This window comes from Laspinema sp. D2d (assembly GCF_025370755.1).
Taxonomy (GTDB): Bacteria; Cyanobacteriota; Cyanobacteriia; order Cyanobacteriales; family Laspinemataceae; genus Laspinema.
The window spans coordinates 42,629-56,964 of sequence record NZ_JAMXFC010000005.1; the positions used below are offsets into that span (position 1 = coordinate 42,629).

General features: G+C 48.2%; 11 protein-coding genes. 7 read left to right on the plus strand and 4 right to left on the minus strand.

The features are described 5' to 3' along the window. Positions 1-85: 85 nt before the first annotated feature. The 3 genes from NG796_RS04820 (at position 86) to NG796_RS04830 (ending at position 2,779) form a co-directional block, all read left to right on the plus strand. The gene (locus NG796_RS04820; protein ID WP_261204781.1) at positions 86-1,885 is read left to right on the plus strand and encodes a sodium:solute symporter family protein; all 1,800 of its coding nucleotides are present in this window, start codon (positions 86-88) and stop codon (positions 1,883-1,885) included. Between the two features lie 156 nt (positions 1,886-2,041). Further along, the gene (locus NG796_RS04825; protein ID WP_261204945.1) at positions 2,042-2,293 is read left to right on the plus strand and encodes a hypothetical protein; all 252 of its coding nucleotides are present in this window, start codon (positions 2,042-2,044) and stop codon (positions 2,291-2,293) included. A gap of 6 nt (positions 2,294-2,299) precedes the next feature. After that, on the plus strand, positions 2,300-2,779 hold the full coding sequence (locus NG796_RS04830) for a GNAT family N-acetyltransferase (protein WP_261204782.1): 480 nt from the start codon (positions 2,300-2,302) through the stop codon (positions 2,777-2,779). Between the two features lie 15 nt (positions 2,780-2,794). Here NG796_RS04830 and yhdJ read toward each other — a convergent pair whose 3' ends face one another. Beyond that, entirely contained in the window at positions 2,795-3,595 is an 801-nt protein-coding gene (gene yhdJ, locus NG796_RS04835; RefSeq protein WP_261204783.1) for an adenine-specific DNA-methyltransferase, read from the minus strand. Between the two features lie 66 nt (positions 3,596-3,661). Beyond that, on the minus strand, positions 3,662-4,987 hold the full coding sequence (gene larC, locus NG796_RS04840; protein WP_261204784.1) for a nickel pincer cofactor biosynthesis protein LarC: 1,326 nt from the start codon (positions 4,985-4,987) through the stop codon (positions 3,662-3,664). Between the two features lie 82 nt (positions 4,988-5,069). Between larC and NG796_RS04845 the strand changes: the two genes are divergently transcribed. From NG796_RS04845 to NG796_RS04855, 3 genes are all read left to right on the plus strand, one after another. Beyond that, positions 5,070-5,705 carry an L-threonylcarbamoyladenylate synthase gene (locus NG796_RS04845; RefSeq protein WP_261204785.1) on the plus strand — a complete coding sequence of 212 codons (636 nt, stop codon included), beginning with the start codon at positions 5,070-5,072 and terminating at the stop codon, positions 5,703-5,705. 837 nt (positions 5,706-6,542) lie between these two features. After that, positions 6,543-7,676: a HetZ-related protein gene (locus NG796_RS04850; protein WP_317619275.1), complete on the plus strand. Its 1,134-nt coding sequence runs from the start codon at positions 6,543-6,545 to the stop codon at positions 7,674-7,676. Between the two features lie 744 nt (positions 7,677-8,420). Then, positions 8,421-9,164: a PHP domain-containing protein gene (locus NG796_RS04855; RefSeq protein ID WP_261204787.1), complete on the plus strand. Its 744-nt coding sequence runs from the start codon at positions 8,421-8,423 to the stop codon at positions 9,162-9,164. Positions 9,165-9,506: 342 nt separating this feature from the next. Here the strand turns inward: NG796_RS04855 and NG796_RS04860 are convergent, their stop codons facing one another. Beyond that, positions 9,507-10,190 carry a response regulator transcription factor gene (locus tag NG796_RS04860; protein WP_015151455.1) on the minus strand — a complete coding sequence of 228 codons (684 nt, stop codon included), beginning with the start codon at positions 10,188-10,190 and terminating at the stop codon, positions 9,507-9,509. Positions 10,191-10,450: 260 nt separating this feature from the next. Here NG796_RS04860 and NG796_RS04865 point away from each other — a divergent pair, with 260 nt between their 5' ends. Continuing rightward, positions 10,451-12,013 carry an FAD-dependent oxidoreductase gene (locus NG796_RS04865; RefSeq protein ID WP_261204788.1) on the plus strand — a complete coding sequence of 521 codons (1,563 nt, stop codon included), beginning with the start codon at positions 10,451-10,453 and terminating at the stop codon, positions 12,011-12,013. Between the two features lie 53 nt (positions 12,014-12,066). On the opposite strand, the gene NG796_RS04870 is transcribed toward NG796_RS04865, so the two are convergent. Beyond that, complete coding sequence (locus NG796_RS04870) at positions 12,067-14,175, minus strand: ABC1 kinase family protein (RefSeq protein ID WP_261204789.1); 2,109 nt, start codon at positions 14,173-14,175, stop codon at positions 12,067-12,069. Between the last annotated feature and the right edge of the window lie 161 nt (positions 14,176-14,336).

Here is a 14,336-nt window from a genome sequence, read left to right on the forward strand (position 1 = left end):
GATTTGGGTACGGAATACGATCGCCCTTGTGAAGTGGGGGTAGGCAGCAGGTTAAGATTGGCGATTAGGTTTTGATAAGTAAATAATGACACTGATTGACTGGTTAATTGTCTTGTTTTACCTCGTTGTCACAATGGCAATGGGGTTATATCTCTCCAAAAAAGGCTCCAAGAATCTGGCAGAATTTTTTGTATCCGGGCGATCGCTGCCTTGGTGGTTAGCCGGAACCAGCATGGCTGCCACCACCTTCTCCATTGATACCCCTCTCTACATTACCGGCATCGTGGGCAACCGAGGGATTGCGGGAAACTGGGAATGGTGGACCTTTGGTATTTCCCATATCATCATGGTGTACATCTTTGCCCGGATGTGGCGGCGCTCGGAAGTCATCACCGATGCAGAACTTACGGAAATCCGCTATGGCGGCGATATGGCAGCTATTTTGCGGGGTGTCAAAGCCTTTATCTTTGCTGTTCCTATGAACTGTATCGGCATTGGCTATGCCATGCTCGCAATGGTAAAAGTGGTAGATGCCTTGGGAATTTGGCAAGATCTCGGCATTGATGCTGGAGAAAATACCCTCAAACTTCTTAGTGTCATTGGGGTTAGCATCTTCGTGTTAATTTACGCGGGATTAGCCGGATTGTGGGGCGTCGTTGCCACGGACTTTTTCCAATTTATCCTCGCCTTATTTGGGGCGATCGTGGTGGCATTTTTTGCCGTAAATAGTGTCGGTGGGATTCAGGAACTGATCCGGCAAGTTCCTCTCTCCTCTGACAAAGATATTTTATCCCTGTTACCTCTAACTTTTGGCGGGGAAGGCAATGGCTTCATTCAATTCAGCCAAACCGCAGGAATTACCGCCAGTACCTTTCTAGCCTATATTGCGATTCAATGGTGGTCCTGGCGGCGGAGTGATGGCGGCGGGGAATTTGTTCAGCGCTTTGCTGCGGCGAAAAATGAAACTGAGGCGGAAAAAGCGGCATGGTTGTTTAATATCATGCACTATGTGATTCGGACTTGGCCTTGGATTCTAGTGGCATTAGCCGCCCTCGTGCTGTATCCCGATTTACAGGATAAAGAACTGGGTTATCCGAAACTGATGTTAGACTTCCTGCCACCGGCGATGTTGGGGTTAGTTGTGGCTTCGTTGATTGCAGCGTTTATGAGTACGGTGTCTACCTCCATTAACTGGGGGGCTTCGTTTGTTACCAATGACCTATATTTACGTTTTATCAAACCCTCAGCCACCCAAACCGAACTGGTGTTAATTGGGCGGTTATCGTCTGTATTGGTAACTGCAATTGGCGCGATCGCCGCCTTTGTTGCCTCTGACGTTGCCACCGTGTTTCGTCTCGTGATTGCGATCGGCACTGGCTCAGGTTTAGTCTTAGTCTTACGCTGGTTCTGGTGGCGTGTGAATGCGGCTGCCGAGCTCACCGCCATTATCGGTAGTTTTGTAATTGGTTCTGTCACCAGTTTGGTCCCGGCGTTAACCATTGCTGACTTCGGGTTACGCCTAATGTTCATCACTGCCAGCGTTACTATCTTGTGGGTGATTGCCTTATTTGCAACCAAACCGGAAACCGAAGAAACCCTGAATGAATTCTATCGCCGGGTTCGTCCCGGGGGACCCGGTTGGAACCTGCAACGTGCCAGTACCGGATTAGAACCCGCCCAGAATTTGAGTTTGGATTTGCAGCGAGTAGCGGCAGGGATTTTACTGCTGTTTGGGTTTTTGTTAACCACGGGAGGGTTCTTGCTTTTACAACCGGCGATCGGGTGGATTTCCCTAATCGTTGGGGTTGGCGGATGGACATGGTTACGGCAACTGAATAAGTCTAATGCTTTACTGATGCCTCGACCCGGAAGCGATCGCGATTAGTCCCTAACAAAGGGTGAGGATTCCTCGCCCACCCTTTGTCTGGTCATCTCTTAGCAAATCGTGAGATAATAATCAAAGTCACCCCTGACTCAAAAAGGGTGCAGCCTACTCAACCTTCATGCTCGCCGTTACATCGTCCTACCTTCTACCCCAATGATGTCAATAATCCGATCGCAAATTCTGCCCTTCTTCATTTTCCTCGTCTTTTTAGTCGCATTAGTCGCCGTCAGTGCGCGGATTTTCTTACCCGCCGATATGATGGCCCCCGCACCCATAGAAGAGCAAGTACAACCCGTCGATCGCCTCTCTAGTATCTCCTTCCCCAAGGTTGCTGAATTGCCTCCTTCCCTGTCTCGTTTGGTTAAAGGATTACCGGAGGATACACTGTTTTTCAATCACGAGAGTTAGGGGAACTTGCACATCCAACCAGCAAATTTAGAACTGATTCCGGGATATTACCTGCGGGTGGGTTCATCGCGCGATCGCTACTTATTGGTAAAGTTCTTGAGATTAACCTATCAGGAACTTTACCCCGAGCAAGACTTTTCCCATTTAGCCAAAACCGTTGACCAATATTTTGCTCAGGAAACGCCATTATGGTGGGTGGAATCTTCGGGAAATTCTGAACCTGTGGGTTGTTTGTGGTTAGGAAATGCCGTGGATCAGGTCAAAGGCGATCGGCACGCTCATATTTTTGTCCTCTATGTCGCACCGGAACACCGCCGCCGAGGACTGGGTTCAGCATTAATGGAATCTGCTGAAAATTGGGCCAGAGAACGAGGCGATCGCCAGATGGGTTTACAAGTCTTTCTTAATAATCCCCCCGCCTTAAATCTCTATCAAAAATTAGGCTATCAAAGTCATTCCGTTTGGATGCTTAAATCTTTAGAGTAATTCTACTCCCTAAAATCAGATAAAATCATCCTTTAATCCCGGATAATTCAGGCTTATTTCCAACCGCTTCAATCCGATTTGAACATACTCAAATTCTCGTTCAATACTAATAGATTTTCGCTCTAATCGCTGACAAACTGCTGCTGTGGTAAAGGTTCCGGCAAATAAATCTAATACTACATCCCCCGGATTGCTACTGGCTTTGATAATTCGTTCCAGTAGTGCTTCCGGCTTTTGCGTGGGATGTTTGCGGTATTCTGGCATTTTATATCTCACTCGCGGAATATACCAAACATTTCCTGGAATTTTTGTCGTACAATAAGGAGCCGGTTCCCTTTTTCGATAATCTATTAGTTTGCGGACTGCACCCGTTTTCGCTTCTACCCGAATCTCATCCGCATTAAATGTATAATTTTGAGAATTTTTTACAGCAAATAAAATCGGTTCATACAATGAGCCAAAGTATCTTTTTGCTTGCATTCCCGAACTATCATAATGCCAAATAATTCGAGATAAAATGGTTAATCTTTTTTGCAAATAAATATCTAGGTAGGGCATATATTGTGTGGCAGACATCAAATATAACGCCCCCGTACTTGTGAGCTTTTGAAAACATAAATCCAACCAGTGATAACACCAATCTAAATAAGCATCATTATCTTTCCACTGTTCTTTTTTGCCATTAAAAATTTTGCCGATATTATAGGGAGGGTCAGCAAAAATTAAATTAATGCTGTTATCTTCAATCCCGTTTTCTAAGGCTTCGGTCACATCGCCCCAAATCACTTGATGTCCTGGGAGTTCAAATACTTTCATTCAAGTTTTACCCCAGGATTTGAAACCTTGAACCGTAGAGAAATGCCAGAGTCTTTTCCTCCCCACTTAATCCAAGTTTTTATACCATGCCTGCAATCCCTGGCGATGAACTTCTTGCCAGGGGATATCCTGCGATCGCGCAATGGTGGCACAATCTTCATACTCCGGTTGCACATTACTAATCCTTCCCTGACTATCCGTAGCAACCTTGATGCGCACTTCTCCGAATGGGGTGGAAACAGTGTGGAGTTCCCGATGCAAAATCGATCGCTGTTGGGTCGAAATCCGAATCCCCAAGGTAGGAGTCTCCCGAAATATGACCGCTTCACAAGCTGTTTGCTGTTCGGGATGACAAATCACCGTCAGCAAGATGCCGGTTCGGGATTTTTTCATCGATATTGCCTCGGTAAAGGCATCTAAAGCACCTGCCGCAAATAATCGCTCTAAGGTATAGGCGATCGCCTGGGGATTGGCATCATCAATTTGAGTTTCCAGAACCGAAATGGTTTCTGTAAGCGTCGATTCTGGGTTATTCTCCGTCAATTCCCCCACCCACAGGCGCAAGATATTCGGAATCGGCAAATCCCGCGAACCGGCACCTAACCCAATTTCTTGAATCGTCATCGGAGGCGGATTCCCAAAGGCAGTAGCGAGAGTAACTGCGATCGCCGCGCCGGTTGGAGTAACTAATTCTTTCTCAATCCCATTACTATAAACCGGCACCTGGCGGGATTGGAATAACGAGAGGACCGCAGGCACTGGCACCGGCAATCTGCCATGTGCTGCCCATACTGTACCCCCTCCCGTGGGCAAGGGTGAACAATACAATTCCTCAATTCCTAACCAATCTAATCCCAAGCAAGTCCCGACAATATCGACGATCGCATCGGTTGCACCGACTTCATGAAAATGCACCTGTTCCGGCGCAATCCCATGAACCGCCCCCTCCGCAACGGCTAAAGTCCGAAAGACTTGCAAACTCCAGCTTTCAGCCTGTTTCGGTAACTGCGCCCTTTGAATCAGCGCCTCGATTTCCGGTAAGTGGCGAGTCGGGGGATGATTGTGATGGGTATGCTCATGTTCGTGGTGATGCTCATGCTCATGGGGATGATGATGATGCTCATGTTCGTGCTCATGGGAGTGTTCATGATGGCGATCTCCCAGATCTGGATTAGACTGAGCAACAGTCTCAACCAAATCAACATGAATTTTCATCGCCTGCTGGGTGTTGCGGTGCACCCATTCTTGCCTGAGTTGGTATTCCGGACCAATACCGAGGCAGTCGAGTTGCTCCCTGAGATAATCAAACGGAACCCCAGCGCTTACCAATGCGCCGAGGAACATATCACCAGCAATGCCGGTGGGACATTGAAGATAGGCAATTTTTTTCATCAATCCGCACAATAAAAAGTCAAGAGTCCAGATTCCTGGGCAATCCAGTCCCCGTTAATTTTCACATTTCAATTCACCGATTATGGCAACTCTATACGAAATTCATCCGGAAACCCCCCAAGTTCGCAAAATTGAAGAAGTGGTTGAGGCCCTGCAAAAAGGTGCAATCATGCTTTACCCCACGGATACGGTTTATGCGATCGGCTGTGATATTACCGTTAAAGGTGCGATCGAGCGAGTTAGACAGATTAAGCGACTCTCGAATGATAAGCCGTTAACCTTTCTGTGTCCTTCATTATCCAATATTGCGGCCTACGCGACGGTAACGGATTCAGCCTATCGCATTATTAAGCGCCTGATTCCGGGACCTTACACCTTTTTACTCCCCGCAACGAAGCTGGTGCCGAAGCTGGTGATGGACCCCAAACGGAAAACTACGGGTATCCGGGTTCCAGATAATCGGGTGTGCTTGGATTTACTAGAGGCACTGGGAAATCCAATTATTTCGACTTCCGCGCCTCTACCCAGTTATTTAGAACACAATGGTTTCATCGGTAAGGCGGAGTTGTTTGACGAAGTGGAAAAGCTGGTGGATGTGATTATTGATACCGGAGAAGAGCCGGGATATCAAGTCTCTACGATTCTCGATTTAACCGACAACGAACCGGCGATCGTCCGGGAGGGTTTAGGCGCTGAACTGGTTGCCAATGCGATTTGAACCCTTGCCTTGCACCCTGTTCGCGTAGCGTTCCGTCAGCAAAGGGTGGAACACTTGCGTTGCAGACTAATCCCTTACAGGCGAGCTAATTTCGTGAATTCTGAACCTGTATGCGATCGCATACAGGTTTTTTTTAGCCGCCCACCACGGACCCTCTCATACCCAATCTGATTTTAAAAAACCTATTTGACTCTTCAGCCTGGGGAGGCAGGCTTCGTCCGCAAACGCCCCACCCTTTCCTAACGGAACGCTCCGCAAACAGCCTGCGGGTTTTTATAGACTTGACCATCCAAATGGCTCATCTTTTCAACATTGCCCACCATTGGCTCCGGATGAACAGCATTCCCAAACGAAGAGGATCACTGAGATTTTATATCCAAGTTTTAAATGATACCCATGTGCCAGTTGTCAATGCGGAGTGGGTGGATTCAACCACTTTCTCGACCGTCCACCCGTAAAACCTTAGCCATTGGCCGATCGCAACCGAAAAAGAACAGACAGTGGTGCATCCTGTCCCGTTGTAGCAGTATGCCGGTTTAGAAAGAGGGATCTACTGACCACCAAAGTCCGCTCAATCTTGGGACAGTCTAAATGTAGACAGCGCAGGGAGCGAAAGCCGGTGGCTCAACCGACAAGCGATCCTCTCCCCCAATGTCTGCGGTTCTTTAGTCCGGTGCGTTACCCGAGGCAAAACTCATGAACGTTAAACTAGCCAATTCGTCCAATTCCCGGAAAAACGATTCTCAAGTTCCTCCTGCTCCTCAAATGACCGCAGGCACTCCTCAAGCGGAGAGCCCATCTGGAGACACCCCCGAAGAACCCATCTTCATACTGGGAATGGACACGGAACAGTTGAGCGAGCAAATCCTTGATGAACTCAGCCAAAAGCTCAAAAGCGGCTCGAAAAGCGCCCAAGAAGTGGCCCGACGGATTGCCAAAGAAGTGGAACGGATTTGTCGCAAAAGCAATCGGATTCAAAATTCTGGTGAGGTTCGTTCCTGGCAAATTACTCTAGCTCGCCATCGCTTACAAAAGTCCCTCCATTACTACAAGCTTGGTTCTCGTCAAGGTCGGGTGGACCTCCATGCTCAACTCAGCTCGATGGTTTACCGTCATGTTGCTCACCTGCACTCTCGTTTGAGCTTCCAAGCGCGATACACCTTAATCGAAGATTTCTTGCAAGGGTTCTATATCGAGGTGCTGCGTGCCTTCCGTCGGGAACATGAAATGCCCCTAACCTACACCCCTCGGACTCAGTTAGAATTGGCAGAGTATATGGCCTTTACGGAACATTACGCCAAGCGTCGGATTACCCTCCCGGGTCGCTACAATCAACAACTGATCGTGTTGCGTGCTCAAGGGTTCGCCCAAGGTCAACCCCCAGAAACTCTGGTGGATATCGAACAGGCGATCGAGTTTCCCAAGGGTGAAGATGCTGAGGTTCAAAGCCGCTCTTATGCAGCGCAGCAGGTTCGGGAAAAAATGATTGCCGAGATGGTGGACCCAGCGGAAGCCGTGTTGCGCGATCGCGTGATTGCTGAGTTGATTCAATATCTGGAGTCTCAAGGTCAATCGGACTGTATTGATTACTTGGTCCTGAAACTGCAAGATTTAGCCGCCCCAGAAATCGACGAAATCCTCGGTTTGAGTGCACGTCAGCGGGATTACTTACAACAACGGTTCAAGTATCACGTCGAAAAGTTCGCTCGCTCTGGACATTGGAAACTGGTCCATCAATGGCTCGGTGCTGACTTGGATCAAAATCTGGGAATGCCCTTGCAACAGTGGGATAATTTCCTCGGCGACCTTTCGGAAGAACAGCAACAGCTTTTAAAACTGAAGCGCTCTGGGGCCAGTGATGCCGAAATCGCCCAAGAGATTAAATGCACTCCCAAACAGGTCCAAAAGCGTTGGTCGGCACTTCTGGAAAAAGCGTGGCAATCTCGTAATACTGAATCTCAGGAGAAGTAATTCCCTGTGCTAATTACTACTAGGTTCCCGGGTCATCGGTCTCTGTTCACGAGCGATCGCTCAATCCACAGGTGGGGGACCGGCAGACACCCTCCGACTGCCGCCTCTGTTTTCCCCCCCTTCCAGATTTCTGGGTCCCCTTTTTGGTTCAATCGGGATCCGGTCCCTCGACTCCGAGGGCATATTCCCTGGATAACCAAGCCCCTGGCTTGGTTATTTTTGTGGAGTTCTCCAGGTCTAGGTCAGGTCTATGTGCAACGGTTAGAAACCAGGTTTCTTGCGAAAAGTTAGGCCAATTCCCCACAAATTAGGGCCAAAACCCCAGTTGCTTATCCTCGAAATTTATACCTATTGGACCGCGCTAACCCCAGGGATTTGGGGTGAATCTTTCTGCTTTAATCCGTCGTCTGTTTTAATCCGTCGTCTGTGGTTAATTGTTGATTCATAATTCTGGCTTTTACCCCGCATATTTAATAATTTTTTAATTTTTTGGTGAGCACTCGATTCGGACTGTTAAAATATGTAAAGAAAATTCTCGCGCTCGTCAAGCAAGATCGACTTCTAAATTCTAAGCGTTCGTTGCGAGTGCTACGGGTTCAGGACTATTCGCCCTTCCCCTCCGATCGCCGACCTTTGATGCCGACATCGAGATGAACTGCCGAAGGTGACGTTTTGCCGTCAACCCTGGCCTTTTCAGGGTGTGTTGAGGTTCAACCCGAACACTCACCAATTTATGAGGTAGTTATGACGCTCTCTGTCTCTCAACAGTCTATTTCAACTCAGCCCGCCGCACAGAACAAAGCGGCCCTAGGTCGCGTGTTTCAGGCGCTCAACCCTAATAGTTGTCCGACCACTTATAATTTTCACCTCCATACCCTCTGTTCCGATGGCAAGTTACGCCCGGAAGAAGTGATGGAACAAGCTCTGCGCATTGGTCTCAAAGGGCTGGCGATTACGGATCATCACAGTGTTAAAGGGTACTACAGCGCTCAACGCTGGTTGGATGAATGGTGGATCGACCATTCCCACATCTATCAAAGTGACAGAACCGTTACTGAATTGCCTCAAGCCCCCCAACTCTGGACCGGGGTTGAAATTAATGCCTGTCTCCTAGATGCGGAGGTTCATATTCTGGGGTATGCCTTCAATCCTGAACATCCTCGGATGCAACCCTATTTGGAAGGTCACGCGGTCAAGGGTCCCGATTATCAAGCTGCCCAGGTGATTCATGCCATTCAATCCGCCGGTGGATTGGCGGTGTTGGCTCACCCCGCGCGGTATGCCAAGCGATCGCCTGCGGACCTGATTCCCGAAGCCGCCTATTTGGGCATTGATGGCATCGAAACCTATTATGCCTACAACAATCCTAACCCCTGGACCCCTAGTCCCAAGCAAACCGCCAAAGTTCATGAGTTAGGTGCCACTTATGGACTATTCCATACCTGTGGCACCGATACCCACGGGTCTAATTTGCTGTTACGTCTGTGATCCCATCAAGAGAACACCCAGGCAGAGAGCCCTTATGTTCTCTGCCTCAAAATCCACCCGCTAACACAACAACGGCCATTGTCCCCAAACTCATCAAAATCATTAACGCTGCCATCATTAAGACTTGTCCCAAGGGTGAGGAAAATTTTGCTACTTTCATAAGTTTTAGGTCTTTTTTCTTATTGTTTGTTGAAGTAATGGGTCAAACGTTAGCAAAAATTTTCTGCAAAATGAGAAATTATGACCAATTTTTAAAGAAATGTAACTTTTCTTAATCATTTGCCGATCGCGGATGGTGATTCAACGGGGTGAAGTCAATCACCCGCAATGAGCCATCTGCCCCTATTCTGTAAGACCATGTTCAAGGGCATAACGCACTAACTCAGTCCGGCTATTGGTGCCGGTTTTGCTAAATAAGCGGCTAACATATTTTTCAACGTTGCGAACGCTGGTATCAAGATTGCGGGCGATTTCTTTGTTCATCAGTCCCTTAGCGACTAAATCCAAAACACTTTGTTCGCGAGGGGTGAGGTCAATTTTGATGGGAGGTGGGGTTTGAGCAATGGAATGACGACCCGATAGCATGGACTTGATTTCTCCAATTTCACGGGCTAAGGAGGCTAAATCCGGGGCTTCTCCCTCTCCACTAGCAGCGGCACGACGATCTAACAGGTTGCGCACGATCGCCACCAATTCATCGGGGTCAAACGGTTTGGAGAGGTAGGCATCACAACCGGCTTGATAGCCTTGAATGCGATCGCCCGTCATCCCTCTTGCCGTTAAAAAAACTACAGGCATGACTTTAAACCGGGGGTCTTCTCTCATCCGTTTGAGAAATTCAAATCCATCGACTTGAGGCATCATCAAGTCTGTAATCACTAAATCGGGATGTTGCTGTTGCAGCAGATCCCATCCATCATTGGCATTACTCGCCACCTGCACGGAAAATCCTTCATCTTCCAGATAGGCTTGCACCGCTTCCCGTAATCCGGGTTCATCATCAACAAGGAGGAGTTGAGCTGACATCCTGAAATCTCCTAAAGGGGTTACTGCTTTTAACTTTAGCGAAATTTGGGGTCAGATTGGCGGTGGGGGTTGGGATTGTGGGGTTTTAGTGGGGTAGGGATTCGGTTCGGGAGGGATAACGACTACAGTCGTTACTCCAAACTTGGGAATTTTCTTTCGGTTCTATGCCTCCGGATGAATGGCGTTAGAAAAGGTATAAGGAATAATGTCTGTCGGGTTGTACGGGCATTTACCCATCTTGGCGATCAAGAGCGCACATTATGAATAAAACAGAACGGTATTACGATATCATCGGGTTTGGGGATGAAGTACCCGGGGTTTTAGCGATGGTAGCGGCAGCGAGAGAGTATCGCCGTCAGACGAAAAAATATCCCCAGATGCTGTTAATGTCTAAGGCAAATGCCGGGGAAGGGATTGGCGGACATTTAATCCGAGGGAAATTATCTTATCTCGATCGCTCACAAGTTGATCGCCCGCTTCAAACCTCTCTGAATCTGGATACATTTGGTGCGCCTTCTGCCCTGTATCAAGAGTTTTTAAAACGGGCGGGGGTGGTCCAAATTGCCCTTGACCCGCAAAAGGGCGATCGCGTTTTGAAAGAGATGCTCCAGCAAGCCGGGGTAGCGATTCTCAGCCAGGTTAAAATCGCCTCAGTGGTTAAATCGGATACCAATTTGACCCGTATTCTCACCAGTCGCGGTGAAACTTATACAGCAAAACAATTTATTGATTCTACCGTAAATGCGGAACTCGCACAAGCAGCAGGGGCGAAAAAGTCTCAAGGATTCGGGACCTTTGGCTTACCCGATTCTGAACTGCCGGTAACCTTGGTGTTTGAAACCGAAGGACTGAATATTCAGCGACTGAAAGAAATAGAATTAACCTATCTGAAACGGTTTAGAAATTTGGCGGATACGGAAGCCCAAAATTTCCTCAAGTCTGCGGCTGGATTTGATGAATCCAAAGCCGAATCACTCCGTCAGGAGTTGGTAGATTCCCACGGTAATTTAAAAACATTGTGGGTGGGGAAAGATTATATTGATATTCGCTGTAATGCCTTATCGATCGCCTATCATTCGTTCCGAGGTAAAAAGTTATCCCTGTATGAGAGTGGGGCAATTTTAGACCGAGGAAATGTGGCAATTTTATCCGGCGATCGCCTCTCTTGGAATGCCTTGATGATTGCGGTTACTGGCAGCGAAGCAGAGACTCTGGCAAACAATGGCGGGAAACCCACTCCGGCAATGTTGGAAGAGATGAAATTTGTTGAGCAATGGTTTAAGAGTATAGGGGCTAAAAAGGTAACCCCTGCCTCGGAATTGTACATTCGACACGCGGGAAATATCACCGAGGCGATCGAGCCTTTAAGCGGTGCCAAGATGTTAGCCGGTGGCGTTCCCAAATCCGAGGCATTGGCAACGTTTGCCTACCATTTTGATGTACGCGGGGGAATTCCGGGCATTGGCGATAAAGCTAAAGCCAATGGGTTTCTCAGTACCATGTTTAGTAAGCCAATTTTTAATGTCGGCATCCGTCACACGCAATTGAAATCAGTGCGGAATTTAGCCGTTGTTAGTCCCGCCTCGGGATTTGAGGGATTTGCTTCAGCAGCGGGCCGAATTGTGGAATACAATGCGGCAGTAGGTCATGGATTAGGGATTGCAGCAACCCTCGCCCTATTAAGTAATCGAACTCTGGCTGATATTTCTAATCAAGAGGTTCGGGAGGTTCTGGTTAAGGTGGGAGAATTACCGCCCATTTTCGGGAAAAACTCAGCCCCGGATCTAGCTCAATTACAACAATTTGAATCGGCGATCGCCTAATCCAATTTAACCCGTTATTACCTTCGGGACAGGGCAGTGCCCTGTCCTTCCCTCTATTTCCTCACCGTTACATTAGGATAAGTGATAACTTTACCATTGGTCTGTGAGGGAGGTAATTGCGGTTGGGGAGGGTTTGGATAGGATGTTTTACCATTGCCATTGGTGGGTTCTTCTTTGAGTAAAACTTCCCGAATCAGGCGGGCTAACATTCTTTGGGCTAAGTCCCCGGCTATTTTTTGTCCCATGCGTTGGGTTTCAGGTTTGATGAGGAATGGAGCAAGTTTTTGGAGGAATTCGGTGGTATTAAATCCTTGGGTTTCTTGAAGGATACTCCAAATTCGTTTAATCCGTTCCATTTTCTCTTGGTCACCACTGGTTAGGGCTGGAGTCGGTTTATTTCCTTTCCACCCAACCCATTCTCGGAGAACAGAGGTAGCATTATTGAAGGCGTCACGGGAGAGATGATCTAGGCTTTTAACTAATTCTTCAACAAGGCGATCGCGGATGAATTCTCCCCGTTCTGAAAACAGAAATTCTAAGGCTTGATTTAATCCCTGGGAGAGGTCATAATCATCACTTTCTTTGGCATTTCTCAATAGGTTTTCTAATCGGTTCCACCGAAAGTCCCCATCTTTAAACAGCAGGTCTCTCAATGACCCACGCAATTCGGGGGAGGGGTCGGTTAATAGGCGTTTAGCCACATAAGGATAGGCTTTACTCAGAACTTTAAAATTCGGATCAACATTAATCGCAATCCCTTCTAAAGTGACTAAGGAACGAATAATTAAGGCATAGTAGGCGGGGACCCGGAAGGGGTACTCGTACATGATTTCCGACAGTTGGTCGGTAATGCTCTTAAAGTTGAGTTCGGCGACACTGGCACCGAGGGCATTATTAAAGACGTTGGCTAAGGCCGGTATAATTGGGGTGAGATCGGTTTCTGGGGTGAGAAATTCGAGTTTGACGTAATCTTTAGCGAGTCCTTCAAAATCACGGTTAACGAGATGGACGACAGCTTGAATGAGTCCATATCGTTGGTAGGGTTTGACCTCACTCATCATGCCGAAATCGAGATAGGCAAGTTTCCCATCTTCGGTGGCGAGGAGGTTGCCGGGGTGAGGGTCAGCATGGAAAAACCCATGTTCGAGCAATTGGCGCAAGGAACATTGAACGCCGACCTCAATCAGGTATTTGGCGTCGATACCTTGGGCGGTGAGGGCGGGGATTTGGGTGAGTTTGGTCCCATTGATCCACTCCATTGTGAGAACTCGACGCCCGGTATATTTCCAGTATATTTTGGGGACGTAAATATCTTTGAGATGCCCGTAAAGTTGGGCAAAGCGTTCGGCGTTTTCTCCTTCTTTGTTGTAGTCCATTTCTTCATAGATACGAGTGCCGAACTCGTCCATGATGGCTACTAAGTCGCTGCGAACTTGTTTGACATTTTTTTGTACCCAGATTGCCAGTTGCCGTAAGACATAGACATCGAGTCCCATGCTTTCAGCAAGTCCAGGGCGTTGGACTTTGATGGCGACGGTTTCGCCGGTTTTGAGTTTACCTTTGTAAACTTGGCCGAGGGAGGCGGCAGCTACGGGGTCTGGAGTGATTTCGGCATAGATGGCGGAGGGCCGATCGCCGAGTTCTTCTTCAATAAATTGGTAGGCAAGTTCGTTGGGAAAGGGAGGTAGCTGGTCCTGGAGTTTGGCGAGTTCTTCTAAATATAGGGGCGGCACTAGGTCGGGGCGGGTGGAGAGGGCCTGTCCGACTTTAATAAATGCTGGCCCTAATTTAGTCAGGGTAATTCGCAGTTTTTCGGCGCGTTTGCGTTCGTTTTGTTTGACGCGACCCCATTTCTTATCCCGCCAAATGCCAAAGGCGAGGGTGAGGAGGGGCCATAAAATGGCGAATCTACGCCCCCAGACTAGAAAGGGCCGATCGCGATAGAGTTCGGTGATGGCAACGGGGTCGTACAAGAGAGCATTGCTGTCTGAGTACGGTGCACCGGATTTTAGGGGAACCAGTTCGGTGGAGGCGGAATCGATGTCCACCGTAACTGGTGGATAGTTGACCCGTTCAGGAAAGGGGGATAAACCGGGAGATTGTTCCAAAACGGTATCGGGCTGAAATTGGACGGAGGGAGGAGAAACGGTCTTTGTATCCATGTATTCGGGACCCACTGACGGAACCATGTTAACTATTGTAACAATTCCGTCGCGGTCTGCTCAGAACTGCCTCGGGATCTAAGTCTGAGGGATGAGGAGATACCAGGGGCGATCGCCTGAAATCTTTCGGGGGTATAACGACGGAACGAAAGGGGAGATTC

Excerpts from the sequence above, each read along its gene's own strand:
- NG796_RS04820 (WP_261204781.1), top strand. The coding sequence starts at position 86 with ATGACACTGATTGACTGGTTAATTGTCTTGTTTTACCTCGTTGTCACA.
- larC (WP_261204784.1), bottom strand. The coding sequence starts at position 4,987 with ATGAAAAAAATTGCCTATCTTCAATGTCCCACCGGCATTGCTGGTGAT.
- NG796_RS04825 (WP_261204945.1), top strand. The coding sequence starts at position 2,042 with ATGTCAATAATCCGATCGCAAATTCTGCCCTTCTTCATTTTCCTCGTC.
- NG796_RS04870 (WP_261204789.1), bottom strand. The coding sequence starts at position 14,175 with ATGGATACAAAGACCGTTTCTCCTCCCTCCGTCCAATTTCAGCCCGAT.
- NG796_RS04860 (WP_015151455.1), bottom strand. The coding sequence starts at position 10,190 with ATGTCAGCTCAACTCCTCCTTGTTGATGATGAACCCGGATTACGGGAA.
- NG796_RS04865 (WP_261204788.1), top strand. The coding sequence starts at position 10,451 with ATGAATAAAACAGAACGGTATTACGATATCATCGGGTTTGGGGATGAA.
- NG796_RS04850 (WP_317619275.1), top strand. The coding sequence starts at position 6,543 with ATGGACACGGAACAGTTGAGCGAGCAAATCCTTGATGAACTCAGCCAA.
- NG796_RS04845 (WP_261204785.1), top strand. The coding sequence starts at position 5,070 with ATGGCAACTCTATACGAAATTCATCCGGAAACCCCCCAAGTTCGCAAA.
- NG796_RS04855 (WP_261204787.1), top strand. The coding sequence starts at position 8,421 with ATGACGCTCTCTGTCTCTCAACAGTCTATTTCAACTCAGCCCGCCGCA.
- yhdJ (WP_261204783.1), bottom strand. The coding sequence starts at position 3,595 with ATGAAAGTATTTGAACTCCCAGGACATCAAGTGATTTGGGGCGATGTG.